The sequence below is a fragment of the Actinoplanes sp. SE50/110 genome (assembly GCF_900119315.1).
GTDB lineage: Bacteria > Actinomycetota > Actinomycetes > Mycobacteriales > Micromonosporaceae > Actinoplanes.
This window is the reverse complement of the sequence record NZ_LT827010.1, coordinates 6252469-6278799: the sequence shown is the minus strand read 5'-3', so window position 1 is coordinate 6278799 and position 26331 is coordinate 6252469. Positions and strand designations below refer to the sequence as shown.

Below are 26331 nucleotides of genomic sequence, written 5' to 3'. Positions count from 1 at the left end.
AAAGTCTTGTCGTGACGCGCGTCACTGCTTTACCGTCACGCCAGACTGTTCAAGGGGTGTCGATGCGCTTCCGCCGCCGTTCCGTGCCCGAGACCTTGCCCGTCGTCGTCCCGCCGCGCCGGCTGAGCCGTCCCTGGGCACTGTCCGTGACGGTCCCGGCCACCCCGGAGCGCGTCCACGCCTACCTGACGCACGCCGCCACGATGGCCGACTGGATGGTCATGCACACCGGCTGGCCGGCCGATCCGCCCGGCGTGGTCCACGGCGGGAGCCGCTTCCGTCAGCGGGTCAGGCTGATGGGCACACCGGTCGAGGTGCGCTGGACGGTGCGGGACGCCGAGCGTCCGCGGACGCTGTGGCTGGACGGCACCGGTCCGATGGGGATCGAGGTCGGCGTCTATCTCTCGCTGGCGGCGGGGGAGGGCGGCACGGTGGTGCGGCTCGACGGTGGGGTGCAGGGCGGCCCCACGGACGGGCCGCTGGGCGCGATGGTCGCCCGCAGCCTCACCGACGCCCTGCGCACCTCACTGCGGCGACTGACCGCCGTCGACCTCACCGCGACCGGCCCGGTCATCGGCGGCCCGGACGATGCCGCGTCCGGGCGCGTCCGCCCACCGGAGAAATCCGGAAAAATCCGACATGAGCGTACGGGGATCGACCTCGACCCGTGGACCCCGGTCATCGTCGGCGCCGGCCAGGTCAGCGACCGTTCCAGCACCGACGACCCGGTCACCCTCGCGGTCCGCGCCCTGCGCGAGGCCGCCACCGACGCCGGCCGACCAGGCCTGCTGCCGATGGCCGACACCATCGGCTGGGTCGCCAGCGTCTCCTGGCAGTACCTCTCCGCCGGCGCCCTGATCGCCGAAGCCGTCGGCGCCACCCCCACCCACACCGTCCAGACCAGCCTGTTCGGCGGTGACGGCCCGCTGCGCCTGCTCAACGACATCGCCGCCGCCATCACCCGCGGCGAGACCAGCATCGCCCTGCTCGCCGGCGCCGAATCCGCCGCCACCGCGGCCGCCGCCGATCGCGCCGGCCACCCGCTGAACTGGCCCCGACAGCCGGACGGCACCGCGCCCACCCGCATCCTCGGCTCCGACCGGGAGCCCAACAACACCCCGGAGACCGACGCCGGCCTGGTCTCCCCGCTGCACCTGTACGCCCTGATCGAGAACGCCCTGCGCGCCCGCCACGGCCGCACCCCGCAGCAGCACCAGGCGGTGATCACCGAGTTGTGGTCCCGCTTCGCCGACGTCGCCGCCACCAACCCGTACGCCTGGCTTCCCGGGCCCCGCACCCCGGCCGACCTCGCCACCCCCGGCCCCGTGAACCGCCCGGTGTGCCATCCCTACACCAAGCTGCTCACCGCGAATTTGCAGGTCAACCAGGCGAGCGGCCTGATCGTGTGTTCCGTGCGGGCAGCGACCGAGGCGGGCATCCCGCAGGACCGGTGGGTCTTCCCGCACGCCGGCGCCCACGCGAGCGACGCATGGTTCGTCACCGAACGCGACGACCTCACCGCCTCCCCGGCGATCGGCGCGATCGGCCGGGCCATCCTGGCCCACACCGGGACGACGATCAACGACATCAGGCACATCGACCTGTACGCGTGTTTCCCGTCCGCCGTGCAGATCGCCGCCGCCGAGCTCGGCCTGCCGCTCGACGACCCGGCCCGCCCGCTGACCGTGACGGGTGGGCTGACCTTCGCGGGCGGCCCGGGCAACAACTATGCCGGGCACTCGGTCGCCACCCTGGTGTCCCGGCTGCGCGCCGACCCGGACGGGTTCGGCCTGGCCACCGCGCTCGGCTGGTATCTCACCAAGCACGCCGCCACCATCCTGTCCGCGCATCCGCCGCGCGCCGGGTTCCGGGACATCGACGCGGGCCTGCGCCTGCCCCGGGCACTGCGCCCGGCCGCGTCCTCGGGGTCGGGCGGCACCCTGGAGGCCTACACCGTCACCTATCACCGGGACGGCACCCCGGCCACCGGCATCGTCACGGAGCTCGGCCCGGACGGGACGCGCATCGTCCGTACCGCCGATCCCGCCTCTCTTCTCGACGGTGACCCGCTGCGACCCTTCCCCCGACCGGCCGCCCTGACCCCGGTCGAGGTGGCCTGGCACGGCCCGGTGACGGTGATCCGGCTCAACCGCCCCGAGGCCCGCAACGTCGTCGATCCGCTCACCGCCCGGGCCCTGCAACGCGCGATCGGCGACTTCGAAGCCGATCCGGACGCCCGGGTCGCGGTGCTCACCGGCACCGGCCCGACGTTCTGCGCCGGCACGGACCCGGAGACGGCGGCCCTCGGGCCGATCGGCAAGCCGCTGATCGCCGCGGTCGAGGGGGTCGCCGTGGCCGGCGGGTTCGCCCTCGCCCTGGCCGCCGACCTGATCGTGGCCGCCGACGACGCGCTGTTCGGCCTCCCCGAGGTGACCGAGGGGCTGGTCGCGGCCGGACTGACCCGGCTGGCCCGCCGGTTGCCCCGGGCCGTCGCACTGGAGTTGGCGCTGACCGGTGAGCCGATGCCGGCCCGGCGCCTGCACGACCTCGGGCTGGTCAACCGGATCACCGCGCCCGGCAAGGCGTACGGCCAAGCAATCGATCTAGCGGTCTCGATCGCCGCCCACCCGGCGGCGGCGGTGCTGCTCTCCCAGCGTGCCGTCGCCGAGTGCGGCGGCGACGACCTGCGGCGGAAGGGCTGACCTGTGAGCGTCCTGGAGAATGTGCACGCGGTGCTGCGGATGCACCAGATCGGCATCGTGAACCTGCTCCGCCCCGATCGTCTGGCCGGCGCCGCGGTCCGCAACGCCCGGCTCGGCCCGCAAGCCGCCCTGATCATGAAGGCCGCCGCCGAGCACCCGCACGCCCCGGCGCTCACCGACGAGCGCGGCACCCTGAACTACCGGCAGCTGGACGAGCAGTCCAATGCGCTGGCCCGCGCCCTGACCGAGCTGCGCCTGCCGCCCCGCTCGGTGATCGGCGTCGTCGCCCGTGACCACCGCGGCCTGGTCCTGACGATCAGCGCCGCGGCCCGGGCCGGCCTGCGCCTCGCGCTGATGAACACCGGGCTCGCCCCGCAGCAGTTCGCCGAGGTGGTGGCCCGGGAGAACGTCCGCGCCGTGCTCTACGACAGCGAGTTCGCGGCCCTCGCCGACGCCGTGCCGGACACCGTCCCGCGCTATCTGACCTGGGCCGACGAGGGCGCCGCGGACCGGACCATCGACATGCTGATCGCCGGGCAGCCGACCACCCCGCTGCCGCTGCCGGACCGCCCGGCCGGCTTCATCATCCTGACCAGCGGCACCACCGGCCTGCCCAAGGGCGCCCCGCGGACCAGGGTGTCGCCGCTGGCCAGCGCGCTGATCGCGGACCGGATCCCGTTCCCGCGGCAGGGCGCGATCGTGGTCGCCTCGCCGCTGTTCCACAGCACCGGCTTCGGCGCCTGGACCGTCGGGCTCGCCCTCGCCGACCACGCCGTCCTGCTGCGCCGCTTCGACGCCGAACGCATCCTGCGCGCGATCGCCGACCACCGGGCGTCGATGCTGGTCGCGGTCCCGACGATGCTCACCCGGATTCTCGCTCTGGGTCCGGAGACGATCGCCCGGTACGACACGACGTCGCTGCGCACGGTCTTCGTCGCGGGGTCACCGCTCGCGCCGGAGCTGACCAACCGCTTCCAGGACACGTTCGGGGAGGTGGTCTACAACGTGTACGGCTCCACCGAGGTGGCCGTGGCGTCGGTCGCCCAGCCCGCCGAGTCGCGCCGCGCGCCGGGCACGGTGGGCCGGCCGCCGGTCACCGTGCGCGTCGCCCTCTACGACGACGAGGGGACGCGGGTCACCCGCCCGCACGTCACCGCGCGGGTGTTCGTGCGGACCGGGATCCCGTTCGAGGGCTACACCGACGGGCGGCACAAGCAGGTCATCGACGGCCACATGGCCACCGGCGACCGCGGGCACCTCGACGAGAACGGGCTGCTCTACATCGACGGCCGGGACGACGACATGATCATCTCGGGTGGCGAGAACGTCTACCCGGTCGAGGTGGAGAACCTGCTCACCGAACGCGACGACGTGATCGAGGCCGCAGTGATCGGCGTGGACGATCCGGAGTTCGGCACGCGGCTGCGCGCCTACATCGTCCCCGCCGAGCACTCCGCGCGCGACCCCCAGGAGATCCGCGACTACGTCAAGGCGCTGCTCGCCCGGTACAAGGTGCCCCGGGACGTCGTCTTCATCGACGAACTGCCCCGCAACGCCACCGGAAAGGTGCTGCGCCGCCTACTGCAGTAGCGTCTCGGCCGGCCCGGCGCTCCCGGCCGGATACTCCACCAGCGGCACCTGACCGTCCCGCCATGCCGCGGTCACCGGCTCGACGATCCGCCAGCACTGCTCGGCCGTGTCACCGCGCACCGACAGCAGCGGGTCGTCGTCGAAAACGCCGTGCAGCACCTCGCCGTACGGTGGCAGGTCGCCCGGGCCGAAGTCGGTCTCCAGCGTCACCGGGTCCAGTTCGAACGGGTCGCCGGGCCCGTTCACGGTGAAGTCCAGCGCGAACCGGTCCGGTCCGAAACCGATCCGCAGCCGGTTCGGCCGCTCCGGTCCGTGCAGCCCGGTCGGCAGCCGCGGCGGCTCCTTGAAGGTGATGATCGCCTCCTTGCGGCTGCTGCCCACCGCCTTGCCCGACCGCAGGCGGAACGGCACCCCGGCCCACCGCCAGGTGTCCACCGCCAGCACCAGCTCGGCCAGCGTCTCGGTCTCCCGCGACGGATCCACCCCGGCCTCGTCGGCGTACGCCGGAAGCTGCCGGCCGTCCAGATCCCCGGCCGTGTACCGGGCCCGCAGGCTCGCCGTCTTCGGATCGCCGCCCCACAGCCGGGTCGCCCGCAGCGCCTCCGCGGTCCGGTCCCGGAAATCCTGCGGATCCAGCGACGTCGGCGGCTCCATGCTGAGCAGCGCCAGAATCTGCAGCAGATGACTCTGGATCATGTCAGCGAGCGCGCCCGCCCGGTCGTAGTAACCGGCGCGGTTCTCCAGGCCCAGATTCTCGTCGAAGATGATGTCGACGCTCTCCACGTGCTCCGAGCCGAGCAGCGGCTCGAAGATCCGGTTCGCGAATCGCAGACCGAGAATGTTCAGCACGGTCGACTTGCCGAGGAAGTGGTCCACCCGGTGGATCCGCTCCTCCGGAACCAGCCGGGTCAGCAGCCGGTTCAGCGCCGCCGCCGAGTTCGCACCGGTCCCGAACGGCTTCTCCAGCACCAGCCGGGTGCCGTCCGGAAGGTCCACGTCGAGCAGCGCCTCGCACGCCTTCGCGGTCACCGCGGGCGGCAGCGCGAAGAAGATCACCGGGCGGTCGGCGCCCTCCAGCAGACCCCGCAGATCCTCGGACCGGGTCACGTCGGCCCGCACATACCGGGTCCCGTCGATGACCGTCTTACCGGCCGGGCTCTCCGGGAACGCTCCGGTCACCCGCTCCCGCCACTTCTGCGCGTCCCAGTCGTCCATCCCGGCACCGATCAGCGTCAGCGGCGGCGCCTCACCGGCCGCGACCAGTGCGCCGAGACCCGGCAGCAGGAGGCGTCCGGTCAGGTCGCCGGATGCCCCGAGGATCACCAGCGTCTGCGCGCCCTTGTCCACCGGGCCCGCTTTCTCGGGTGCCGCCGGTCCAGCTTTCTCCGCCGCCGCCGCGTCCGCCTTCTCGGTCACCGCCCCCGCGTCCGTCGCGTCCGCCGCGTCCGTCTTTCCGGTCGCCGCCGCGCCCGTCGCGTCCGTCTTTCCGGTCGCCGCCGCATCCGTCCTCTCCGGCGCGTGCGCACTGTCCGCCGCGCTGGCCTTGTCCGCCGAGGAGCCGTCATCACTCATGCGTCCCGCATGCCCCAAAACCCCCAAGATCAAAACCTGCTTGCCGCGGTACGCCGTGACCGGCCCCATCGATCCCCCCGCCCCGGCACGCCCGGCGAACCCCGCCCGCCGGGCCCACCGCCCCGCCCGCCCACCCCAGCGCTCGGCCCGCCCTGACCGGCCGCTCCCGTCCGCGATTTCGGCGGCCCGCGTACCGCCCCGGCGGGTTGCGGTTCAAGCTTGCGAGGCCCCACGGAGGCGACGAGACACCGTCCCCGACCGCCGGAACCGCGCGTGGCGGAAGGATCGATCTGCCGGGGTGCTCCCCGTACCATGGCGCTGTGCCATCAGACTTCGCGCTCAAGTCCATGAACGCCGTGCATCGAGCTCTCCTGCGGGTCAGTGGAGGGCGGTTCGGTTACCGGGTCATCGGCATGCCCGTCCTCGAACTGGTCACCGTCGGCCGCCGCAGCGGCGTACCCCGCGCGGTGATGCTCACCTCGCCGATCCGCGACGGCGAGGCGCATGTCGTCGTCGCCTCCCGCGGCGGCGACGACCGTCACCCGGCCTGGTTCCTCAACCTCCGAGACCGGCCGCAGGTGGAGGTCGCCTTCCAGGGCGGGCCACGCCGGCCGATGATCGCCGCCGTCGCGACGCCCGAGGAGCGGGCCCGGCTGTGGCCGGAGATCATCGCGGGCTTCCCCAACTACGCCGGCTACCAGCGGCGCACCGAACGTGAGATTCCGCTGGTCCTGCTCCATCCCGTGCGCTGAGCCGCGGGTCCGCCGAGGCTGTACCCGACGACTTCACAAGCCCGCGGTACCCGCGTCAGCGCAGGCCGGTCGTTGGCGGGCACCCCGATGCTCCAGCCGCGTCGGCCTCCGGATTCTCCTGCCGCCGCGCCCTGTCACAGGCAGGTGGGTGTGCTCGGGGGCTCTTCTCCGTTCCGCCGGCAGAGGGATACCGCATCGTCGAACTGACCGGGGAACGCCGGGTCTGATTGCCGCCAGACACGTACGCACGTGACGACGACAGTGTGGACATGGCAGAAAATCTTGACGGCAGAGTGGCGTTGGTGATCGGCGGGAGCCGGGGCATCGGCGCCGGCGTGGCGGCGCGGCTGGCCGAGGACGGCGCTGATGTGGTGCTGACGTTCCAGCATCGTGACGATCAGGCCGCGGTCGTGGTGAAACAGATCGAGGGATTCGGCCGCCGCGGTATGGCGCTGCAGGTGAACAGCGCCGACCCGGAGGCGGTGACCAGTGCGGTCGACCGGGCGGCCGAGCAGTTCGGGCGGCTGGATGTTCTGGTCAACAACGCGGCGGTGTTCTTCGTCGGGCCGGTGGAGGATTTCGGTCGCGAGGAGTTCGACCGCATGATCGCGGTCAACGTGCGGGCGCCGTTCCTCGCGGCGAAGGCCGCGGCCAGGCATATGGGTGACGGCGGACGGATCATCACGATCGGAAGCAACATGGTGGAGCGCACGGTCTTCCCGGGCTTCTCGCTGTACTCGATGAGCAAGACCGCACTGGTAGGACTGACGAAGGGCCTCAGCCGGGACCTCGGCCCCCGCGGTATCACCGTCAACCTGCTCAATCCCGGCCCCATCGACACCGACATGAACCCCGCTGACGGGCCGGCCTCGGCCACGATCATCGGTTTCACCGCCCTGGGCCGTTATGGAACACCCGCCGAGATCGCGACGGCGGTCGCCTATCTCGCAGGTGACGGTGCTCGGTACGTCACCGGTGCGGTGATCAACGTCGACGGCGGTTTCTCGGTCTGACGCCCGGGTCTGCGGCGAACGGTCACGACCACTGAGGCCGTGACCGTTTCGTCAGACGGCACGCGACCTGCCGGCACATCGTCGGGAGGCGATCCCTGGCATACTGCCGCGTGTGCAGATGTCCGGGGAACTGCAGGTCGACTACGCCACCTTCCGCCGCATGGAGTTCACCGACCCGAGATTCGGTCTCCGGATGCTCGCCGCCTGGATCTTCGCGCTGATCCTCCTGGGCTCCGGGGTGTGGCACGTGCTGACCGAGCCGATCAGCGTCCAGCACGCCTACCTGTTCCTGTTCGCCCTGGGCTTGGCGGCGATTCCCGATGCGCTCATCGGATTGTCGTGGCTGACGCAGCGCAAGCGCTATGCCGTGCCGGCCCGCTATCAGATAACCGCGCAGGGCGCTGCCGAGCACACCGCGGCCGGCACCCGGCAGGTGGCGTGGTCGGAGGTCGCCCGGGTGAACCGCGGGCGGCACGCGTGGACGATCAAGAAGGCGTTCGGGGCCGAGGCGTTCGTGATCCCGCGGGCAGCGTTCACTCCGGCGGCGAGCAAGACCATCAACGACTTCTTCCTCGCCCACCCGGAATTCGCGGGATAGGCGAAACTCCGCCGGGCCGCGTTCAGCCCTTCTGCCGATCCGGCGGTGTATCCGGACGCGAACCAAGCGCGAATGCTGGATTCAACGGCAAAGCCAGAAGCCGCTTCCCTCGTGTCGAGCCGCCTCGCCGTCCGGGTGCCGAACGAAAAGCGATGAGCCGACGATCCAGACGTGGTCGCCGGGCTGGAGGAACAGCGGTCGAGGAAGCTCGACAGCCCAATCGCCGGCCTCCACCTTGGTCACCATGGTCAGCCGCGCCACCGGCACGGGTTCGGTTCGGACAAACCCGGCGGGGTCATCACCTGGCCCCAGCTGCAACTGCATGCATCAAGGCTACCGGGAACGCTGCTTCACCATGCAATACCGGCCGGCGCCGCCGGCGTACCCAGGCCAGAATGGCCGGAACAGCCGGCGTGTTCGTGGCGGTGATCGCGGTCGCGGCCGGAGTGGCCGTCTTCGCCTCGCCCTCCGCTCGGCAGCCGGACCTGGCACAGTCATCCGGTCCGGCACCGCTGCCCACCGGAGCATTGCCCACCGTCGCCTTGTCGCTGTCCAAGCCGTACCACGACTTGTGGCCGGACGCGCTCGTCGCGTTGCCGCTGCGGCTGCCGGACGGGCGGCGGTACTCCGTCAAGGCGGAATTGGGCGCTGACCGGTACCTCTTGGAACCGCGGGACGATCAGAGACGCTACCTGCCGGTGGTGTTCAATGCCCGGACCGGCGTGACGCGGGAACTGGGCACGGTTCCGACGTCCGGCTTCACCGTGTACGACCCGGCTGGTACGTACCTGACCGATCACTACATCGCGTGGGTGGTGTCGGCGCAGGAAACCAGAGGCGCGAAGTATTACGAGGTGTGGAGCGCGCCCAGAGACGGGGGCACAGCCGTGCGCCGGGCGACGTTCGGCCCGGACGAGATGACCGTGTCGGTCGCCGAGGTCGGCGGGGTCTTCTACGCCGGCACCGAGCCCGCCGAAGGAGCCGGGGCGATCTACCGGATCCTCGGAGGCGCAGTGCGATACGCCCGGCGCCGTGCCCGTCGGATCCTGCCGGTCTACTGGGCTGCCCTCGCCACCAGCGCACTGATCGCCGCCATCGTGCCGTCCCTGCCGCTCAGCGCCCCGCCCACCCTCCGGTCGACCATCGTCTACGCCCTGCTGTTGCAAGACGCCCTCGCCGCACCCGCCCCCAACGGCGCCTTCTGGTCGATCGCGGTTGAAGCCGGCCTGTACCTCGCCTTCCCGCTCGTGCTGGTGGCCCGTCGACGATGCGGCGCGACGGTCACCCTCGCCGCCGTCACCGTGCCGGTGATCACCGCAGGCCTGCTCCTGCCTGAGCTGTCCCTCAGGCCTCGAGCGATCGGTTACACGCTGGAGCTGGCACCCCTGTTCACCATGGGTGTGCTGGCGGCCGGCATCGTGTCGGCAAGCGACCGGGTCCGGCGCCTGCCCTGGCTCGCCCTCGCCGGGATGACGGGCGCACCGGTACTGATGGTGATCGTGCTTCGCGGTTCAGCATGGGCAGTCGTTCACTACTACTGGCTCGACCTCGCCGTCGGGCCGGCCATCGGCTTGTTCCTCGCGGCCCTGGCCACCCGCCGGCCCCTCCGGCTCACCCGGCTGTTGAACGGCGCGCCGCTGCGAAAAGTCGGCGGGTTCTCCTACAGCCTCTACCTGATCCACATGCCGATCGTCGCCCTGATCAGCACCCTGCTCGTGGGGCCCCGCACCGGTCCGCACCTGACGACCTTCATCGTCACCACGGTGCTGGTTGTTCCGATCTGCCTGGCGACGGTACGATTGTTCGCAGCCGTCTTCGAAATCCCGTTCCAGCGCTGCCACCGACGGCGAGAGAGTGGACCGGTACACATCTCGAACGCCTCTGCCTGTTCGTAGCCTTCGCGAGCACGCAGCAGCCGGTCATCCGCCACGGCCGTCCTCCGACTCACCGTCGACAGGACGCGGACGAGCTGTCCGATCCCGTCGACGTTCAACGCCTACCGCCAGTATTTCAAGGCCGGCGACTACAACCAGATGTCGTCGGACAGCACCACCAACGGCGCCGAGGTCGAGTTCTACCGTCTGACCGGGAAACACGGCTGAGCCGGATCCGGGGGAACCGGCCCGGGTCGGGCCCGCTCGCGTGAGAACGTCAGAGGGGACCCGAGGAGGACACGATGATCACGGTTGCGGCCGGGAGCACCCTCACGCTGCGCTGCCCGGACATGGAGACGATCCCGCTGGTCTGCCTCGCGCAGGTGCGGGCGCCGTTCATCGCCGACCTGCCGCCGCTGCCGGTGCTCAGTCTCGACGAGCCGGGCGTCCGGCGGTACGGGATCCTGGAGCTGGTCAGCAGCGCCGGCGTCGCCTGGGTGGAGGCGGAACTGCGCGGCGGCCTGATCACCGTCCTCGGCGACTCGCCGACCGGGGTGGTGCAGCGACGGGACTCGCCGCGGATCGCCGGGACGTATCCGGCGTTCGGCACCGCCCAGGTCGACACCGGTCCCGGCCAGCGGCTGATCGCCCTGAGCGGCCACGTGCGCGACGTCTCGACCAGCGGTCTGCTGCTGCGGGCCACCGCCGGCGACGACAGCCCACACCTGCCCACCGCGATCCTGCGCACCCTGCTGCACGTGACCATGCCGTGGGGCGAGATGACCGCGTCGGTCACCACCGTCGACCAGCGCGCCGACCAGCTCCGCGGCACCTTCGACTGGATCGATCCGGGCGACGCGAAAGCGCTCGCCGCGTTCGTCGGCGCCCGCCGCTGAGGCCGGGAATCCGCGCCGCCGGGTTCCCTGGTCATCCTGCCGAGTGGGCGGACCACCCGGGTCCGATCCACCTGCCATCTGGACGCGCACGGCCGACCTGGAGTGATCAGGCGGTCTCCTTGCGGCGGCGGCGGTCGCGGACGTAGATGACCGCGGTCTTGCCCTTCTCCGTGGTGCGGCGTTCCGACTCGAACAGGGCGGTGGCCGCGAGCAGGTCGCTCAGCTTGGTGTAACCCCAGTTGCGGGCGTCGAAGTCGGGACTCTGCTTGGTCAGGATGTGCCCGACCGAGGCGAGGGTGGCCCAGCCGTCGTCGTCGGAAGCCGCCTCGACCGCGTTGCGCAGCTTGTTGACCAGCGCGCTGTCCGACTTGAGCCGGGCGGCCGGGATCGGCGGCTGCGGGGCCGCGGGGGCGTCGGCCGGTTCCGCGGGGCTGTGCGGCGCGGTCAGGTTCTCGGTGTAGATGAACTTGTCGCAGGCGGCCACGAACGGTTTCGGGGTCTTCCGCTCGCCGAAGCCGTAGACGATCAGGCCGCTCTCCCGGATCCGCGCGGCGAGCCGGGTGAAGTCGCTGTCGCTGGACACGATGCAGAACCCGTCGAGCCGCCCGGAGTAGAGCAGGTCCATCGCGTCGATCACCATGGCGGCGTCGGTGGCGTTCTTCCCGGTGGTGTACGCGAACTGCTGGATCGGCTGGATGCTGTACGCCAGCAGGTGCTCCTTCCACCCTCGCAGGTTGGTGCCCGTCCAGTCGCCGTAGGCCCGCTTGACGTGCGCGGTCCCGTATTTCGCCACCTCGGCGAGCAGCCCCTCGACGATCGCCGGCTGCGCGTTGTCCGCGTCGACCAGCACCGCAAGCCGCGCGGCGCTCTCGTTGGCCCCGATGCTCATCGCACCTCCCGCTGCCCGACGATACCCAACCCCCGATCATCACCGGAACGCCACGGGCCCGCGCCCGCCCGCCGTGGGATCTCGCGGCACGGCCGGCGAGCGGGCGGCCGCTAAGATCGGATCGTGAGCCGCCTGATCCTCGACGAGACCGCTGAGATCGGGGTCGACAGCCGCGGCCTGGTGCGGGGCGAGGACACCGTCGCCGAGTGGCGCGACCCCGACGGTCCGCTGCCCTGGGCCGTCGAGGACTGGCAGCCCGAGCCCGAGATCGTGGCGTGCGCGCAGCTGGGCGAGTGGGCGGCGGTCCTGGCCCGGGTCGGCCGGCACGCCCAGCTCGGGGTCCGGCGCGACGGCCGCCGCCCCGACTGGCACGGCCTGAGCAAATCGCCCGAGGACATGAACCGGGGGATGGTCGGCGCCACCCTGCTGGGCCCGCTGCGACTGGCCGAGGTCACCGCGGTCACCCGCCGTGAGGACCTGATCGGCGTGCAGGTGCAGGGCGCCCGCCGGGTGCAGCAGATCGTCGTGCCGCGGCATGTGGAGAATCCGCCCGGCGACGCGCTCGACCCGGCCTTGGCCCGGCACGCGGTCACCGCCATCGCCGCGCAGGCCCCCGGCGCCCCGCTCGACCTGCCCGACGAGCTGACCCGCGACCTGCAGCGGCTGCTGCACCGCAAACCGTTCCGCACCACGTGGATCGCGGTCGGCCTGCGGGTCGCCGAGACGTGGGAGCTGCCCGGCGGGTTTCAGGTGCCGGTGGTCTACGACGTGGAGCCGGGCCAGGTCCAGGGGTTCGTGGTGGACGAGGCGACCGGCGCGCCGCACAGCACCCTGCAGGCCTGCCGCAACCATCACCTGTCCGGCCGGCCCGCCTGGTGCTCGTACTGCCTGAGTCCCACCTGCGGGGCGTGCGCCGAGGCGGTCCGGCCGTGCCGGCTGTGCCAGGGCGCGGTCTGCGGCGACTGTGTGGCGACCGCGGACGGCCGCTGCCCGGCCTGCGCCCGGCTGACCAGGGTCGGCATGCTGGCCCGCGGCCGCTACGGGGTGTCCGGCGGCGGCTCGGTCTGGCACGGCGAGGTTCCCAACGTTCAGGTCACCATCCGTGAGCAGCGCAATTATTGGACGCTGGAGCGCTGGGACCGCTATGACCGGGTCACCTTCCCGCTCGATCCGCCCACCATCCATGCGTTGCGCGAGTGGGTCAAAACCTCATGATCAGGCGGACCGTCGACCGGCGGAATCCGTGAGATTCGCGGCCTCCGCCTCTTCCGCCGTGGCGCAGGCGACGACCACGTCGTACATCGTGCGGTAGAACGCCGCGGCGGCCAGCGTCGAGCGGCGGTCGACGCCGCCCGCCAGCTTGGCGTGGCCGTTGCGGTCCGGCGCGAAGGCCAGCAGATAGCGGGCGCTGCTGCGGGCGGCGAGCGCGTCCTGGAAGACGCCGCGGGTGGTGCCGGGTGCGACGCGTGACTCGAGGACGACCAGGTCCTGGTCGCGCAGATGCCCGGCGACCGTGTCCGCGGCGGCCAGCACCAGGCTCAGGTCGGGCCGCCCGCGGTGCGGCGGGGCCGGGACGGCGATCAGGTGCACGGTGCAGCCGGACAGCCAGGCCGGGTCGTCGGTGACGTGGTACCGCCCGGTCTCGTGCATCCGCACCAGGTCGTCGCCGAGCGGTGACCGGCCGGCGCGCAGTTCCGCGACGAGGCCGGCGTCGTGGTCGAATCCGACGACGGTGTGCCCGGCGGTGACCGCGGCCCGGGCGAGGGCCAGGCCGGCGCGGTCCTGCCCGACGACGGCGACGCGGTGACGGGTGGCGGCGAACTCGGCTGAGGTGGCGATGGCGGTGGCTCCTTGCCGTCGTGCGGAAACGGTCGAGAAAGAAGATAGATCGCTTCGGCTCTGTCGGTAATCGCTCGGCGGGGGTCCTCCGATCGGCGCTTTCCGCACCGTTCGAGCGGTTCCGGTGTCCGTTTCCGGTCAGACCCTTGAGCCCAGGATGTCACTGACCGTACGGATGAGCGGCGTCCGCGGGTGACCTTCGACCTTGACAGGCAAGCGCCTATCCCAGCAGGGTGGAGCGCCTATAGCTGGTGATCTGGGCGGCGCGCCGAGCGGGCCGAGCCGGTGGGCAAATGGTTACACACGGTGAGGGAGTTCGGGTGGATCTACATCCGCAGGACTATGACGACCTGGTGCACGGGCAGTCGATGGTCGAGCAGTGGCGGCGCAGTGACCACGCGGTCGCGGTGGCCGCCGAGCTGATGAAGCTGCACGGCGGCACGGTGCCGATGAGCGAGCTGCTCTGGGCCGGTGCCGAGGCCTTCCTGCCGCGTCAGTGGAACGCCGGCCGGGCCGCCGAGCCCGCCGACGCCGCGGCCGAGGTCTACGACCGGTGGCGCCGGCTCACCGACCGCCGCCTGCAGCGGCAGCGGCAGGCCGAGGCGGCCCGGGCCGAGCAGGCCCGCCAGGAGCAGGCCGACGGCAACAAGAGCTGATCAGCGGCGCCGCTTCAGGGTGCGCTCGTAGTCCTGGAAGCGCGCCTTGGCGATCACGGACCGGTCCGCGGTGCGCAGCACGATGCCCTCGGGCCGTCCCTGGCCGCTGTCGTCCAGAGCGACCAGGGTCCGCGGCAGCCGCTCGCCGAGGAACGCGTGCATCCCGGCCACGTCGGCCGGCAGGTCGGCGCCGTCCATGGTGAACAGCTGCGGGGCCAGGTCGAAGGCGGTCACCGCGCGCAGCTCGTCCTCGGTGGCCCAGGTCTGGCCGCCGTCCTCGCGCCAGGCGGCGATCCGTGGCGCCGGCCAGGTCAGCAGCTCGGCGAGACCGCTCACCTCGGCGACGTCGAAGAGCCGCCAGCCGATCGCGCCCCGGGTGCTGTAGTTCTTCGCCTGGGCGCCGATCCTGCCGCCGTACAGCTCCAGGTAGTACACCCGCAGGGTGTCCGCCGGCAGGTGCTGGTCGGGCAGGTTCTCGGCGACGGTGCGCAGGCTCGCGACGATGCCCTGCGACGGGTTGCCGATCAGGTCGCCGCGCGCGTACAGCAGCTCCTCGCGCGAGCCGATCAGGTGATTGCCGTCGGGCAGCATGATCAGGCGCGAGTTCGTGCCGTCGATCTTCTCCGAGGCGTACACCGGGCCGGGCAGGACGGTCACCGTCTCGGTCAGCCCGCCGTTGCGCGGGTCCAGCTCGTGATAGGTCGGGATCGACGGGTACTTGGTCAGTGAGTTCAGCGCGGTGAGGTCGGCGGTGCGCATGTCGAAGTCGGCCATGCGCACAGGTATGTCATGCCGGCGCCCCGCACCGCTAGCGATTTGGGGCGCCGGCGGCCGGTCTCAGTTCACGAACACCGGGGCCGCGGCGGAGGTGACCACCGGGGTGTACCGGGCGGTGAAGTAGCCGTCGGCGACGCACGCCGCCGGGCCGCTGGACTTGGTGAAGTGCTGGTCGGTGAAGGTGATCGAGTTGTCGGTGTTGTCGGCCACCGCGCTGATCGTGTTGTTCGCCGCGACGAAGTTGCAGGTGACCGAGCCCAGCAGGGACTTGAGGTCGAGAGTGGCGGAGATCGGCGCGGCGTCGGTGCCGGAGACCGTGACGGTGCCGTCGCTGGCGACCGTCGTGGCGTACGGCTGCTTGTTGATCGTGACGCTGTTGACGCCGGTGACCCCGGGGACGCCGCTGACCGTGCAGCCGGCGACGGCCAGGGTGGCGCCGAGCGCGGCGGCGCCGGGCGCGGCCGGGTTGTCGTTGACCGTGGCGCTGAAGCTCGACGTGCTGCACTTCATGCCGTTGCTGCCGCCCGGTGCGGTGGCGAACCGGGCCAGGCTGCCGCTGACGATCCCGGCCGAGATGGTGTCACCGACCGCGACGGCCGGGCCGGCCAGGGCGTCGGTCGTCAATACCGCGGTGTCGTCGGCCAGGGCCGGGGCGGCGGTGAGCAGCAGGGTGGCGGTGACGCCGGTCAGGGCCGCGGCGATGATGCGGGACTTGTGCATGGGGGTGCACCTCTCTGGTGGGAAACGGGGGATCAGGATGCTGCGAGGGCCCGGGTCAGGTCGTCCAGGCTGGGGGAGACGGCGAACGAGGTGTCGTTGCCGCTGAACACGACCGCGTTCCTGCCGGCCGCCGAGGGCAGCGGGCCGAAGGCCAGGTCGATCAGCGGGTCGAGGCTGCCCGGGATCAGGCCGCAGCCGCTCGCCTTCGGCACGGCGTACGCGTTGTCGACCAGCGTGGCCCCGGTGAAGCCGACGCCGAGGGTCTGGAAGCCGTTCGGGTCAGGGTCGATGCTGATCGTGCCGGCGTCGCCGGTGGCCGGCTTGTTCGGTGCCGGCGGGCTGGTGGTTCCGGTGGTCGGGCTGAAGCGGATCGGGTCGGTGTCCGATCCGATGTAGCACCTGGCGCCGAACAGCGCGTTGTACAGGTGCAGTTTGATCGGCATGACGAACACCGGGGTGTCCTCGCCGGTGGCCAGCGGGACGAAGCCGGTGATCGGGCCGGCCAGCTCGACCTGGGCGAAGACGCTGGTCACTCCGGGGATGATGTTGGCAATGCCGGGGATGGCGACCTGCAGCGGTTTGGCGACCAGCGTCCTGCCCCCGGCCGCGGGCACGGTGGAGTACACGTTGGCCTCGGAGCCGTCGGGGAAGGTCCGGGTCGGCGCCGAGGCCGGCCAGTACACCCCGAACTGCAGGGTGATCGGGTTGTTCAGGGCCACGGTGGTCGATCCGATCGTGACGCTGCCGCCGTGGGTGACCGAGTACACGCAGCCGACCTGCAGGTTCGACGGATCCTTCATGGCCGGCGCGCTGAGCGGGCAGTTCTCCATTCCGCTGTACGTCGCGGCCCGGGCCGCCCCGGGGGTGAGTGCCACGGTCGCCACGCTGGCGGCGATCATGGCGAGGATGAATGTCAGCCGTGACGCGGTCATGCGCCACTCCTTCGAGGGGATCGCGATGGACGGTGGGTGCGTCCCGGCCGTTTCCGCAGCGTTCCGGGGCTTCCAGTGGCGGGTGATACTGGGGGGACCCGCCACGGGCACCATCGAGAGCCGTACCTGACGGTATGAGAAACCCCAGCGGTATGTCATGTCAAGACATTGAGGGACGACAATGACGAACACAGCAATCGGGCCCCTCCCGGGCGCCCGCGCCGGACGTGATCCCGCGCGGGCGATCAAACGCGGCCCGCGGTCGATGACGCCCGAGGCGGTCGCCGCGACCCAGCGGGAGCGCCTCTTCGACGCGCTGGTGCACACGGTCGCCGAGAAGGGCTACGCGAACGCCCGGGTCAGCGACATCTGCACGGCGGCCGGGGTGACCCGCCCGGCGTTCTACGCGCTGTTCGCCGGCAAGGAGGACGCGTTCCTGGACACCTACCGGCACGGTACGGGTGTCGTGCTGCGACTGATGGACGACGCGTACGCGAACGCCGGTGACTGGCACGACGGCGCCCGGGCCGCGCTGAAGGTGCTGCTGGACGTGCTGGCCAGCGTGCCCGCCTTCGCCGCGATGGCGATCGTGGAGATCGACGCGGCCGGCCCGCTGGCCCGCCGGGAGCGCACCGAGCTGCTCGGCCGGTTCGCCCGGTTCTTCGCCGAGGCGCCGGGCGTGCCGGACGGCCTGGTCGGTGCGATCGTCGGCGGCGTCTACGCGGCCATCTACGGTCATGTCTCGACCGGGCGGGTGGCGGAGTTGCCGGACCTGCTGCCGATGCTCAGCTATTTCATGATGGCGCCGTTCCTGGGGCGCGACGGCGCGGCCGCGGAGCTGGCGTGCCAGCCCGCCGGGGAGCGGGTCGTCGCACCGTGCGCCACGTCAGATACCGACGAGGTTTTTCACTGACCGGAATGCGGGCGGATCGGCTTGACGCATCTCGTTACCGCGGCGTAACTTCGCCGAAACGCATCGAGAGTCACCGATAGTTTCGCTGGCGGCGGCATCCGCAGTGCCGACCGCGGCGACATCGCCCGCAAAGGAGCGTGAATGTCCTCCACCCGATACGGCCACACCCGCTGGCGCCGGTTCACCGCGATGCTGCTGGGCGGTCTGGCCATCACCGTCGGCCTCGTGTTGCTGACCGGCAGGGGGGTGCTGGCCGCCTCCTTCTCGATCTCCGGCATGCCGTTCACCGTCACCAGCCCCAAGCTGCACGGCTACGGCTTCGAGCAGTACGCCGAGCTCGATCAGATGGCCCCGGGCAGCCCGAACGAGGGTGACACCGGCGGCCAGGTCGTGGTGATCGTCTCCGCGATCAAGGACGCCCAGCTCGACGGGCTGTGCCAGAGCATCGCGCTGGGCGGCATCAACCTCAAGATCTCGGCCGGCAGTGCCACCAACAAGGTCACCGCCGACACGCTCGTCGTCGACTCCGACCTGATCACCGGCAACGCCGACTTCAAGGCGATCGACATCGGCCGGGACGCCAGCACCCTGGACCGGGTCAAGGGCAAGACCGGCGCGATCGGCGTGTTCGGCCAGCAGGCCGAAGAGGTGACCATCACCAACCTCAAGCAGAACAACTACGCCACCACGGCGGCCACCTTCCACCTGCCCAGCCTGCACATGTCGTTCACCTCGGACGGCTGCTGACCATGTCCGGATCCGCCGGAGCCGACCACCGGGTCTCGCCGGGCGCGCGCGTCTGGCGGGCCTTCCGGCACTGGCAGCTGGCCCGGCCGTTCTGGGGCGGCCTGCTGGTGCTGCTCGGTGGGCTGGAGATCCTGATGACGGTGTGGGCGCCGCTGGGCGTCGTGCTGCACGTCGGCATGCAGAACTTCATCGGCTACCTGCTCCCGCTGGTCATCGTCCTGCTCGGGCTGCTGATCCTGTTCAACCCGGCGCAACGGATCTTCTACTCGCTGATCGCGATGGTCTGCGCGCTGGCCTCCTGGATCACCTCGAACATGGGTGGCTTCCTGATCGGCCTGCTGCTCGCCCTGGTCGGGGCGGCGCTGACCTTCGCCTGGGCGCTGCCCGCACCGGTCCCGGTCGTCGCCGAGGCGCCGGAACCGCGATCCCCCGACAATCCGGAGCCGTCGGCGTAGCGTGAGAAGACCGATCGTCAAATCAGGGGGGAGATATGACGATGAGCAGCAAGTGGAGTGCTGTTACCGCGACCCTGCTGTTTCTCGGCGGGATCGGGATCGTTCAGGGCGTTGCCGTGTCGCCCGCCACGGCCGCGCCCGTGCCGGCCGGCGTGGTTGCCGGCGGCGCGCACGGCGGAGCCGCGGTCGGAGACCGGGATTTCCGTCAGGGATACCGGGACGGCTACAGCGACGGCTGGCGGCAGGCCAAGCAGGACTGCCGTGAGCCGCTGACCGCCTTCCGCGGGTTGCGCAACCGTGACGACGACTATGCCCGCGGCTTCGACCGGGGCTTCGGGCGCGGTTTCGCGGCGGGCTTCCGCGAGTACTGCTGATCCTGCACCACCGCGAACTCTCCAAGGTGACATCGGGGGCGGGCGTGAGCGCTCGCCCCCGATGCCGTTGCGCCGCGGCGTCCGGGGACCGACTCGACCGGCTCGCCGCCGTACGCCCAGCCGCGCAGCGTGCCGGACATGGCCGCCGCCGACGCGCCGGAGCGGGGGCGCTGCCAGGGCGCTGAGCGTGTGTCGGGGGAGAAGCAATCGGCGCCACTCGATATAGGGGCTTCAGCGGGACACCCTTCTCGTGGTTGACTGTCGGATCAGGTGGGAAAGCCCTTTCCTGGAGGTCGCGATGCGTCGGCGTACCCTGTTGAAAATTCCCGCACTCGGTGCCGGAGCGGCCGTCACGGTCCCGCACCGACCGGACCTGATCATCGAGCCGGGGGACAGCGTGCAGGCCGCGATCGACGCCGTCGCGACCGGGGTGATCGGCCTGCGCCCCGGTGTCTACCGCGGCCGGGTCATCGTGCCGGCCGATCGGATCGGCCTGGAACTGCGCGGCCTCGGGCGCCGGCCGGACGATGTGGTGATCGCCGACGACCGGGCCAACGGCACGCTCAAACCCGACGGCACCCCCTGGGGCACCTCCGGCAGCGCCTCGGTCACCGTCGACGGCGCCGGCTTCCGGGCGGTCAACCTGACCTTCGCCAACCTGTTCGACGAGGCGGCCCACCCGGAGATCACCAACCGGCAGGCGGTCGCCGTGCTGACCCGCGCCGACCGGCTCACCTTCGACCGGGTCCGGTTCCTGGCCAACCAGGACACCCTCTACGTGAACAGCACCGCGGCCGGGGTGGCGGCCCGCGCGTACTTCCGCGACTGCTACGTCGAAGGCGACGTCGACTTCATCTTCGGCCGCGCCACCGCGGTGTTCGATCGCTGCCACCTCCACTCGCTCGACCGCGGGACCAGTCCGGACGGCTACGTGACCGCGCCCAGCACCGACGCCGCCAACCCGCACGGGCTGCTGTTCGCGCACTGCCGGTTCACCTCGAACGCGCCGCCCGGCACGGTGTTCCTGGGCCGGCCCTGGCATCCCGGCAACGACCCGGGCGCGACCGGGCAGACGATCATCCGGGAGTCGTGGATCGGCGCCCACATCGGCGCGACCGGCTGGAGCGACTTCGGCTCCTGGCCCTGGCGGGCCGCCCGCTTCGCCGAATATCGCAACTTCGGGCCGGGCGCGCGGTGCGGACCCGACCGGCCACAACTCAGCAGAGCCGAGGCCACGTCGTACGACATCGAGGATTTTCTGTGGTGAAGTTTCTCCTCGCCCTACTCCTGGCCCTGGGTGGCGCCGCCGTGCCGGCCGCCGCCACCGCCGCCACCGAGCACACCGTCACCTTCGACAGGTATTCGCTGATGCTCGACGGGCGGCGCACCTTCGTCTGGTCCGGCGAATTCCACCCCTACCGGCTGCCCAGCCCCGACCTGTGGCGTGACGTGCTGCAGAAGATGAAGGCCAACGGCTACACCGCGACCAGCGTCTACTTCGACTGGGGCTACCACTCGCCGGCGCCCGGCGTCTACGACTTCCGCGGCGTGCGCGACATGGACCGGCTGCTCGACATCGCCGCCGAGGTCGGGCTGTACGTGATCGCGCGACCCGGCCCGTACATCAACGCCGAGGTCGACGCCGGCGGCTTTCCCGGCTGGCTGACCACACAGGCCGGCAAGGCCCGCACCGACGCCCCCGACTACCTCGCGGCGAGCGACGAGTGGCTCGGGCGGATCGACGCGATCATCCGGCGACACCAGTACACCGACGGGCACGGACCGGTCATCCTCTACCAGATCGAGAACGAGCTGGCGGCGGTCGGCGACAGCCAGAAACGCTACATGCGGCATCTGTACGACCGGGTCCGCGCCGACGGCATCACGGTGCCGATCTTCCACAACGACAAGGGCCGCAACGGCTACTGGACACCACCCGCGGCCGACCTGTACGCCTTCGACGGCTACCCCGGCGGCACCTGCCGCACCGACGGCACGGTCGGCGCGCCCGCGGTCGCTCCGGACTGGGGCATGTACGGACCCGGCGGCCCGAAGGGCGGCGCCACCGCGTCCCCCGACACCCCGGGTTTCGTCGCCGAATTCGGCGGCGGCTGGTTCGACTACTGGGGCAGCGCCGGCACCTACCCGTGCACCGCGCAACGCGAAGGCCCCGGCTACGAACGCGTCTTCTACGGCACCAACATCGCCAACCGGCTCAGCATCCAGAACTTCTACATGACCTTCGGCGGTACGTCGTGGGGCTGGCTGCCGGCGCCGGTCGTCTACACGTCCTACGACTACGGGGCCGCGATCGCCGAGGACCGGTCGCTGCGACCGAAAGTGAACACCATGCGGGAGCTCGGCTACTTCCTGCAGAGCACTCCGCCGATCACCAAACTGGAACGCGGCCCGGACCTCGTCCCGTCCTCCGGCGCGATCAAGGTCTATCACCCGGTCAACCCGGACGACGGCACCCAGTTCCTGATCGCCGTGCACAACCCGTCGAACGCCCGCACCGACGACACGGCCACCGTCCCGCTCACCGTCGACGGCCGCGCCTACACCGTGCCGCTGCGGATCAACGGCCAGGACGCGAAAATCCTGACCGCGGCGTACGACGTGAGCGGCCAGCGCCTCGTGTACTCCACCTCCGAGTTGATGACGCACACCGCGGACACCCTGCTGCTGTACGGGCGGGACGGGGAGACCGGCGAGACGGTCCTCAACTATCCGGCCGCGCCGGTGGTCAGCGGGGCGGTGGACAGCAGCTACGACCCGGCCACCGGCGACCTCCGGCTGAGCTACCCGCATGTCGGGCTGACGTCGGTGCGGATCAGCGGCGGTGGGCGGCCCGCGGTCACCCTGCTGATCGCCGACCAGTCGACTGCGGACACCTTCTGGAAGTCCGGGGACGTCCTGGTGCAGGGTCCCGCGCTGCTCCGGGACGCCCGCTTCGCCGGCGACGAGCTGCGGCTGACCGGCGACACCGCGGCGGCCACCCCGCTGCGGGTCTGGTCGCCGCGCCCCTACCGGACGCTGACCTGGAACGGCCGCCGCGTCGCCGCACCGGGCCGGCCCACCGTTTCCCGCTCCGGTCCGCTCACGGCCCTGCTTCCCGGGCCGGAGCCGGTCACCCTGCCGGCCCTCGACCGGTGGCGCTGGTCCGCCGAACCCGAGGAGTCCGACGACACCTGGACGCCGGCCACGCTGACCGGCACCAACAGCACCACCGAACCGCCCGCCGGCCAGCCCGTGTTGACCGCCGACGACTACGGCTTCCACCATGGCGACGTCTGGTACCGCGGCCACTACACCGGTTCGCTCCCGGACACGGTCACCTTCGACTACGGCGCCGGCGGCGCCGGCATGCTGCAGGCCTGGCTCGACGGCACCTACCTGGGCCAGCACACCCTGCCCACCGCCCTGGCGTCGCCACCGACCCGCGGCACCGCGACCTTCACCGTCCCGGAAGCCCGGCGTGCCACCGGCGACCACGTCCTGTCCATCATGGTCCGGAACAACGGCCACAACGAGGACGGCGGCGTCAACGACGCCCACAAGGAGGGCCGCGGCCTGATCTCCACCAGCGTCCCCGCCACCTGGAGGATCCAGGGCGAAACCCCGGACCCGGTCCGCGGCGTCACCAACAACGGCGGCCTCTACGGCGAACGCCACGGCTGGAGCCTGCCCGGCTACCCGGACCGCACCTGGTCCGCCCCGCCGGCCACCACCCCGACCGGCACCTCCTGGTACCGCACCACCGTCGACCTGCACGTCCCGCGGGTCGACGACGCGTCGATCGCCCTGACCATCGGCGAACCCGGGGTCAAGGGCGGCCACTACCGGGCGCTGATCTTCGTGAACGGCTGGAACATGGGCCAGTACATCGCCGACGTCGGCCCGCAGCACACCTTCACCCTGCCCGCCGGCATCCTCGACCCGCACGGCCACAACACCCTGGCCCTGGCGGTGACCGGCGACGGCGGCACCCTGGAGCCGCTCCACCTGACCACCACCACCGTGGTCCGCGGCGGCGTCCCGGTCCGCCGGGTCGCCTCCCCGCCCTATCGTCACTAGCCCGGGAGAACCGGCCGGCGGCGCGGTCGTCCCGCGCGATCGGCACCGTCGGCCGGCCGGCGCGGCCTCCGTGTCAGCCCCAGCACTCCCACCCGCCGGTGGGGTAGCTGCTCAGCCGGTCGACGACGCCCGTGCCGTAGGTCTGCCAGCAAGCCGACGTCGTATTGATGGCGACCTTACGATCGCCGTCCACCCAGAACCAGTCGTGATCGGTGGCGCCCCACCGCTTCGCGTGACCGACGCCGATCGCCGCGCAACAATGGTGCAGATACCGACCGCCGAGCTTCGATGCGGCCCAGGCGGGAGTGCCCGGTGCGAAGATCGGAACCGCGAGCAGCGCATTCAGAATGCACGACCATGCCCGCCCGCCTCCTCCGTCGGTGTATCCGTGCCCTGTGCGGGTAGGCGGATGTCCATGCGTATCGGAAACATGCAAGTCCGGTTCCTCGGTGGCCCGGCCGGCTGCCTCGGCATGATCGTGGTGTCGATCCTGCTGTCGGTCGCACTGACCGTACTGCTCAACCTCTTCCTGCGGTGACCGCCCTCGCAATCTGCGGCACGGGGGGCGTCACCGGAGACGGCGGGCCGTGCCGGTCAGCCAGGCATGCACTCGTAGTTCGCACAGGACGGTCCAGCCCCCGACCGCCTGATCGATCCACCGAAGACGCTGGCCTCCACCATGTGCCGGAGCGCCGGGTGTGTCCGGGACGGAGAGGTCATCGCCGACGGTCTTCGAGCTTTGGATCGCCCACGGCTGCGGACATGCGAAAGGGCGCCCGTTCTCGAGGGGCGCCCTTTCCGCATCGCCTGGCCGGTGCGGCTAGAACCAGACTTTTCGTCCACCGACCGGGCGGCCGACGGCACCGAGGATCCAGAGCGCGGCACCGACCACCAGGAGGACGAGGCCGACCGTGTAGAGGATCGACACGTGCAGGAAGATGCCCAACAGCAGAAGGATGAGCCCGAAAATCAGCACGACTTGCTCCGTTTCGTCAGCGGGTGTCTCCCGCCGACCGGGCTGTTACCCAGCCCCTCGGAAAGCCAATCTTCCCGATGGACGACCCGGTGCTGCCGGCGTGAAAAGGTGGCCCGCTGCCGGGAACCGGCGGGCATCGTGCTCCGTCGAAGTCGAGTCGGGGAGTGCGCGGGGTGACGCCGCAACGGGCGGGAAGTGGGCGGGCGATGGGTGCGGGACGAGGTTCGCGGAACAGGGCGGTCGGGACGCGCCTTCTCGGGGCGGCGCTGCTGTGCTCACTGCTGACGGCATGTGGCGACGCCGAGGTCGCCGCCCCCGCTGCCGACCCGGGCGCCGCGGCCGGGGTCACCGACTGCGGGACGTTCACCCTGGGGCAGGGGGAGAGCCTGCCGGCGTCCGCCGCCCGCTGCCTGATCGAGGCGGTCCATGCCGGGCGGCCGGCGCGGCTGGCGGTGACCCGGCCGACGGTCGAGGGTGACCCGATTCCGGTCACCTACACGGCCGGTGCTGACGGCCGGGTGGAGGTGGTCACCGATGCGCGCCGGGACAGGTTCGGTGGGCGGACGGTGACCCGGGACTTCTGCACCGGGCCGTCTGCTACGCCGGAGCTGGAGTTCGCTCGATGCTCGTGATCCTGGCGGCGGCCCAGCGGGTGACGGGTGGATAGATGGCGCCGCCCGCGGCGAACAGGGCGGCGAGGACCAGCCAGCCGGCGCTGTGCAGGCCCAGGACGCAGGCGGTGACCAGGGGCGGGGCGAGCATGTCGCCGACGCCGCGGCCGGCGAAGTAGGTGCCCTGGTACTGCCCCTGGGCCCAGGGTGGGGTGATCGCGAAGACGATGCCCCAGCTGCCGGTGGAGAGCCACAGTTCGCCGACGACGTGGATGATCGCGGCCAGCGTGATCAGGGTGCCGGCCAGCCATGGGGGGTGGCCGGCGGTGGCGGCGAGGACGGCGCAGGACAGGGCGAGGATCAGGCAGCCGCGGACGGCGGCGCGCCGGGCGCCGGGCAGGTCGTGCACGTCGCGGGCGGTCCGGACCTGGAGCAGGACGCAGCCGGCGGTGTTGATGACGAGGGTGACCGAGATCAACCAGAGCGGGGCGTGGGCGCCGGCGGCCAGCCACAGCGGGAGGCCGATGCCGAGCAGGTCGTTGTAGACGGCGGAGAGCAGTCCGTCGACGGCGGCGAAGACCAGGAACGGGCGGTCGCGCAGGGCGACGAGGCGGGGGCCGCCGGGCGGGGTGACCTGCGGGGGAACGGCCGGGGCCCGGGTGAGCAGGGCGGCCGCGACCACGAAGGTCGCGGCGTTGACGAGCAGGATCACGACGTACGCCCGATCGGTCTGCAGCAACAGCGGGATGCTGCCGCCGAGAGTGCCGAGACCGATCCCGGCGTTGGTCATGGTGCGCATTCTGGCGCGCATCCGGAGCCGGCCGGAGGCCGCGACGGAGCCGGCGGCAAGCGCGCCGTTGGCGCCTTTGACCAGGGCGGTGGCGACCGCGATGACGCAGGACAGCAGCCCGAACGCCAGCGGGGAGCGGACCGCGAGCAGGGCGGTGTACGCGCCGGCGAGCACGATCAGGGCCAGGATGGACAGTCGTTTCGGGCCGTGCCGGTCGGCGAGGTAGCCGAGCGGCGTCATCGCCAGCACCCCGGCGGCGGCCCCGGCGCTGAGTCCGATAGCGATCATGGCGGGGCTGAGGCCGGCGACCGTGGTCAGGTAGAGCACGCTGATGGTGACGTAGGCGCCGTTGCCGATCGCGTTCACCAGGGTGGCCAGGAGGAGGACGGTCATACCGTCCATCTAACAAGACGTACGTACGGTTTTCAACGGGGAGTGCCGGGAGAAGGCAGGCGCATCAGACAGCCGACCGCCATCGCCGCGGCCCGCCTGATCATCACCGAAGGCGCCGGGCGCCGGCCCGCGCCCATCGCGCCGCTGGGCACCGGCCCGCGCCCATCGCGCCGCTGGGCACCGGC

General features: G+C 71.5%; 27 protein-coding genes. 17 read left to right on the top strand and 10 right to left on the bottom strand.

Features of this window, described 5'->3' with window-relative positions; genetic code table 11:
- Window positions 1-62: 62 nt before the first annotated feature.
- Window positions 63-2702 (top strand): enoyl-CoA hydratase-related protein, encoded by a 2640-nt coding sequence (locus ACSP50_RS28125; RefSeq protein ID WP_014692696.1) that lies wholly within the window; start codon window positions 63-65, stop codon window positions 2700-2702.
- A gap of 3 nt (window positions 2703-2705) precedes the next feature.
- On the top strand, window positions 2706-4292 hold the full coding sequence (locus ACSP50_RS28120) for an AMP-binding protein (RefSeq protein WP_014692695.1): 1587 nt from the start codon (window positions 2706-2708) through the stop codon (window positions 4290-4292).
- Here the strand turns inward: ACSP50_RS28120 and ACSP50_RS28115 are convergent.
- A complete protein-coding gene (locus tag ACSP50_RS28115) occupies window positions 4281-5933 on the bottom strand; it encodes a glucose-6-phosphate dehydrogenase (RefSeq protein WP_014692694.1) in 1653 nt (550 codons plus the stop codon). The genes ACSP50_RS28120 and ACSP50_RS28115 overlap by 12 nt on opposite strands.
- Window positions 5934-6184: 251 nt before the next feature.
- Between ACSP50_RS28115 and ACSP50_RS28110 the strand changes: the two genes are divergently transcribed.
- The 3 genes from ACSP50_RS28110 (at window position 6185) to ACSP50_RS43170 (ending at window position 8227) form a co-directional block, all read left to right on the top strand.
- Complete coding sequence (locus tag ACSP50_RS28110) at window positions 6185-6616, top strand: nitroreductase/quinone reductase family protein (RefSeq protein ID WP_043512339.1); 432 nt, start codon at window positions 6185-6187, stop codon at window positions 6614-6616.
- Between the two features lie 269 nt (window positions 6617-6885).
- On the top strand, window positions 6886-7629 hold the full coding sequence (locus ACSP50_RS28105; protein ID WP_043515585.1) for an SDR family NAD(P)-dependent oxidoreductase: 744 nt from the start codon (window positions 6886-6888) through the stop codon (window positions 7627-7629).
- Window positions 7630-7747: 118 nt separating this feature from the next.
- Window positions 7748-8227, top strand: a complete 480-nt coding sequence (locus tag ACSP50_RS43170; protein ID WP_014692691.1) for a YcxB family protein — start codon at window positions 7748-7750, stop codon at window positions 8225-8227.
- An 81-nt stretch (window positions 8228-8308) separates the two neighbouring features.
- On the opposite strand, the gene ACSP50_RS43165 is transcribed toward ACSP50_RS43170, so the two are convergent.
- Window positions 8309-8551: a hypothetical protein gene (locus tag ACSP50_RS43165; protein ID WP_157432804.1), complete on the bottom strand. Its 243-nt coding sequence runs from the start codon at window positions 8549-8551 to the stop codon at window positions 8309-8311.
- A gap of 71 nt (window positions 8552-8622) precedes the next feature.
- Here ACSP50_RS43165 and ACSP50_RS28095 point away from each other — a divergent pair, with 71 nt between their 5' ends.
- The 3 genes from ACSP50_RS28095 to ACSP50_RS28085 all read left to right on the top strand — a co-directional run bounded on the left by ACSP50_RS28095 (window position 8623) and on the right by ACSP50_RS28085 (window position 10997).
- A complete protein-coding gene (locus tag ACSP50_RS28095) occupies window positions 8623-10122 on the top strand; it encodes an acyltransferase (protein ID WP_014692690.1) in 1500 nt (499 codons plus the stop codon).
- Between the two features lie 81 nt (window positions 10123-10203).
- On the top strand, window positions 10204-10329 hold the full coding sequence (locus tag ACSP50_RS28090; RefSeq protein ID WP_155123747.1) for a polysaccharide lyase family 7 protein: 126 nt from the start codon (window positions 10204-10206) through the stop codon (window positions 10327-10329).
- 74 nt (window positions 10330-10403) lie between these two features.
- Window positions 10404-10997, top strand: coding sequence for a hypothetical protein (locus tag ACSP50_RS28085; RefSeq protein ID WP_014692689.1), 594 nt, complete (start codon window positions 10404-10406; stop codon window positions 10995-10997).
- A gap of 106 nt (window positions 10998-11103) precedes the next feature.
- On the opposite strand, the gene ACSP50_RS28080 is transcribed toward ACSP50_RS28085, so the two are convergent.
- Window positions 11104-11886, bottom strand: a complete 783-nt coding sequence (locus ACSP50_RS28080; RefSeq protein WP_014692688.1) for an NYN domain-containing protein — start codon at window positions 11884-11886, stop codon at window positions 11104-11106.
- 123 nt (window positions 11887-12009) lie between these two features.
- On the opposite strand from ACSP50_RS28080, the gene ACSP50_RS28075 reads away from it, so the two are divergent.
- Entirely contained in the window at window positions 12010-13101 is a 1092-nt protein-coding gene (locus ACSP50_RS28075) for a hypothetical protein (protein WP_014692687.1), read from the top strand.
- On the opposite strand, the gene ACSP50_RS28070 is transcribed toward ACSP50_RS28075, so the two are convergent.
- The gene (locus ACSP50_RS28070; protein WP_014692686.1) at window positions 13102-13833 is read right to left on the bottom strand and encodes a UDP-N-acetyl-D-mannosamine dehydrogenase; all 732 of its coding nucleotides are present in this window, start codon (window positions 13831-13833) and stop codon (window positions 13102-13104) included.
- Between the two features lie 212 nt (window positions 13834-14045).
- Here ACSP50_RS28070 and ACSP50_RS28065 point away from each other — a divergent pair, with 212 nt between their 5' ends.
- Window positions 14046-14381, top strand: a complete 336-nt coding sequence (locus tag ACSP50_RS28065) for a hypothetical protein (protein ID WP_014692685.1) — start codon at window positions 14046-14048, stop codon at window positions 14379-14381.
- Here ACSP50_RS28065 and ACSP50_RS28060 read toward each other — a convergent pair whose 3' ends face one another.
- The 3 genes from ACSP50_RS28060 to ACSP50_RS28050 form a co-directional block, all read right to left on the bottom strand.
- Window positions 14382-15155 carry an RNA ligase family protein gene (locus ACSP50_RS28060; protein WP_014692684.1) on the bottom strand — a complete coding sequence of 258 codons (774 nt, stop codon included), beginning with the start codon at window positions 15153-15155 and terminating at the stop codon, window positions 14382-14384.
- A gap of 63 nt (window positions 15156-15218) precedes the next feature.
- Window positions 15219-15878 carry a hypothetical protein gene (locus ACSP50_RS28055; RefSeq protein WP_014692683.1) on the bottom strand — a complete coding sequence of 220 codons (660 nt, stop codon included), beginning with the start codon at window positions 15876-15878 and terminating at the stop codon, window positions 15219-15221.
- 32 nt (window positions 15879-15910) lie between these two features.
- Window positions 15911-16810 carry a hypothetical protein gene (locus tag ACSP50_RS28050; protein WP_014692682.1) on the bottom strand — a complete coding sequence of 300 codons (900 nt, stop codon included), beginning with the start codon at window positions 16808-16810 and terminating at the stop codon, window positions 15911-15913.
- Between the two features lie 181 nt (window positions 16811-16991).
- Between ACSP50_RS28050 and ACSP50_RS28045 the strand changes: the two genes are divergently transcribed.
- From ACSP50_RS28045 to ACSP50_RS28020, 6 genes are all read left to right on the top strand, one after another.
- On the top strand, window positions 16992-17723 hold the full coding sequence (locus tag ACSP50_RS28045; protein ID WP_014692681.1) for a TetR/AcrR family transcriptional regulator: 732 nt from the start codon (window positions 16992-16994) through the stop codon (window positions 17721-17723).
- Window positions 17724-17864: 141 nt separating this feature from the next.
- Window positions 17865-18470: a DUF6230 family protein gene (locus ACSP50_RS28040; RefSeq protein ID WP_014692680.1), complete on the top strand. Its 606-nt coding sequence runs from the start codon at window positions 17865-17867 to the stop codon at window positions 18468-18470.
- A gap of 2 nt (window positions 18471-18472) precedes the next feature.
- On the top strand, window positions 18473-18925 hold the full coding sequence (locus ACSP50_RS28035) for a DUF6114 domain-containing protein (protein ID WP_014692679.1): 453 nt from the start codon (window positions 18473-18475) through the stop codon (window positions 18923-18925).
- Between the two features lie 41 nt (window positions 18926-18966).
- Window positions 18967-19299 (top strand): hypothetical protein, encoded by a 333-nt coding sequence (locus ACSP50_RS28030; RefSeq protein WP_014692678.1) that lies wholly within the window; start codon window positions 18967-18969, stop codon window positions 19297-19299.
- A gap of 298 nt (window positions 19300-19597) precedes the next feature.
- Window positions 19598-20566 (top strand): pectinesterase family protein, encoded by a 969-nt coding sequence (locus ACSP50_RS28025; RefSeq protein ID WP_014692677.1) that lies wholly within the window; start codon window positions 19598-19600, stop codon window positions 20564-20566.
- Window positions 20560-23376: a beta-galactosidase gene (locus ACSP50_RS28020; RefSeq protein WP_043512330.1), complete on the top strand. Its 2817-nt coding sequence runs from the start codon at window positions 20560-20562 to the stop codon at window positions 23374-23376. The genes ACSP50_RS28025 and ACSP50_RS28020 overlap by 7 nt, the downstream gene beginning before the upstream one ends.
- A 73-nt stretch (window positions 23377-23449) precedes the next feature.
- Here the strand turns inward: ACSP50_RS28020 and ACSP50_RS42360 are convergent, their stop codons facing one another.
- Window positions 23450-23812 (bottom strand): hypothetical protein, encoded by a 363-nt coding sequence (locus ACSP50_RS42360; protein ID WP_155123642.1) that lies wholly within the window; start codon window positions 23810-23812, stop codon window positions 23450-23452.
- Between the two features lie 384 nt (window positions 23813-24196).
- Window positions 24197-24352 carry a hypothetical protein gene (locus ACSP50_RS43160; RefSeq protein WP_014692674.1) on the bottom strand — a complete coding sequence of 52 codons (156 nt, stop codon included), beginning with the start codon at window positions 24350-24352 and terminating at the stop codon, window positions 24197-24199.
- Between the two features lie 206 nt (window positions 24353-24558).
- Between ACSP50_RS43160 and ACSP50_RS28015 the strand changes: the two genes are divergently transcribed.
- The gene (locus tag ACSP50_RS28015) at window positions 24559-24984 is read left to right on the top strand and encodes a hypothetical protein (RefSeq protein WP_014692673.1); all 426 of its coding nucleotides are present in this window, start codon (window positions 24559-24561) and stop codon (window positions 24982-24984) included.
- Here ACSP50_RS28015 and ACSP50_RS28010 read toward each other — a convergent pair.
- The gene (locus tag ACSP50_RS28010; RefSeq protein ID WP_231956730.1) at window positions 24950-26146 is read right to left on the bottom strand and encodes an MFS transporter; all 1197 of its coding nucleotides are present in this window, start codon (window positions 26144-26146) and stop codon (window positions 24950-24952) included. The genes ACSP50_RS28015 and ACSP50_RS28010 overlap by 35 nt on opposite strands.
- Between the last annotated feature and the right edge of the window lie 185 nt (window positions 26147-26331).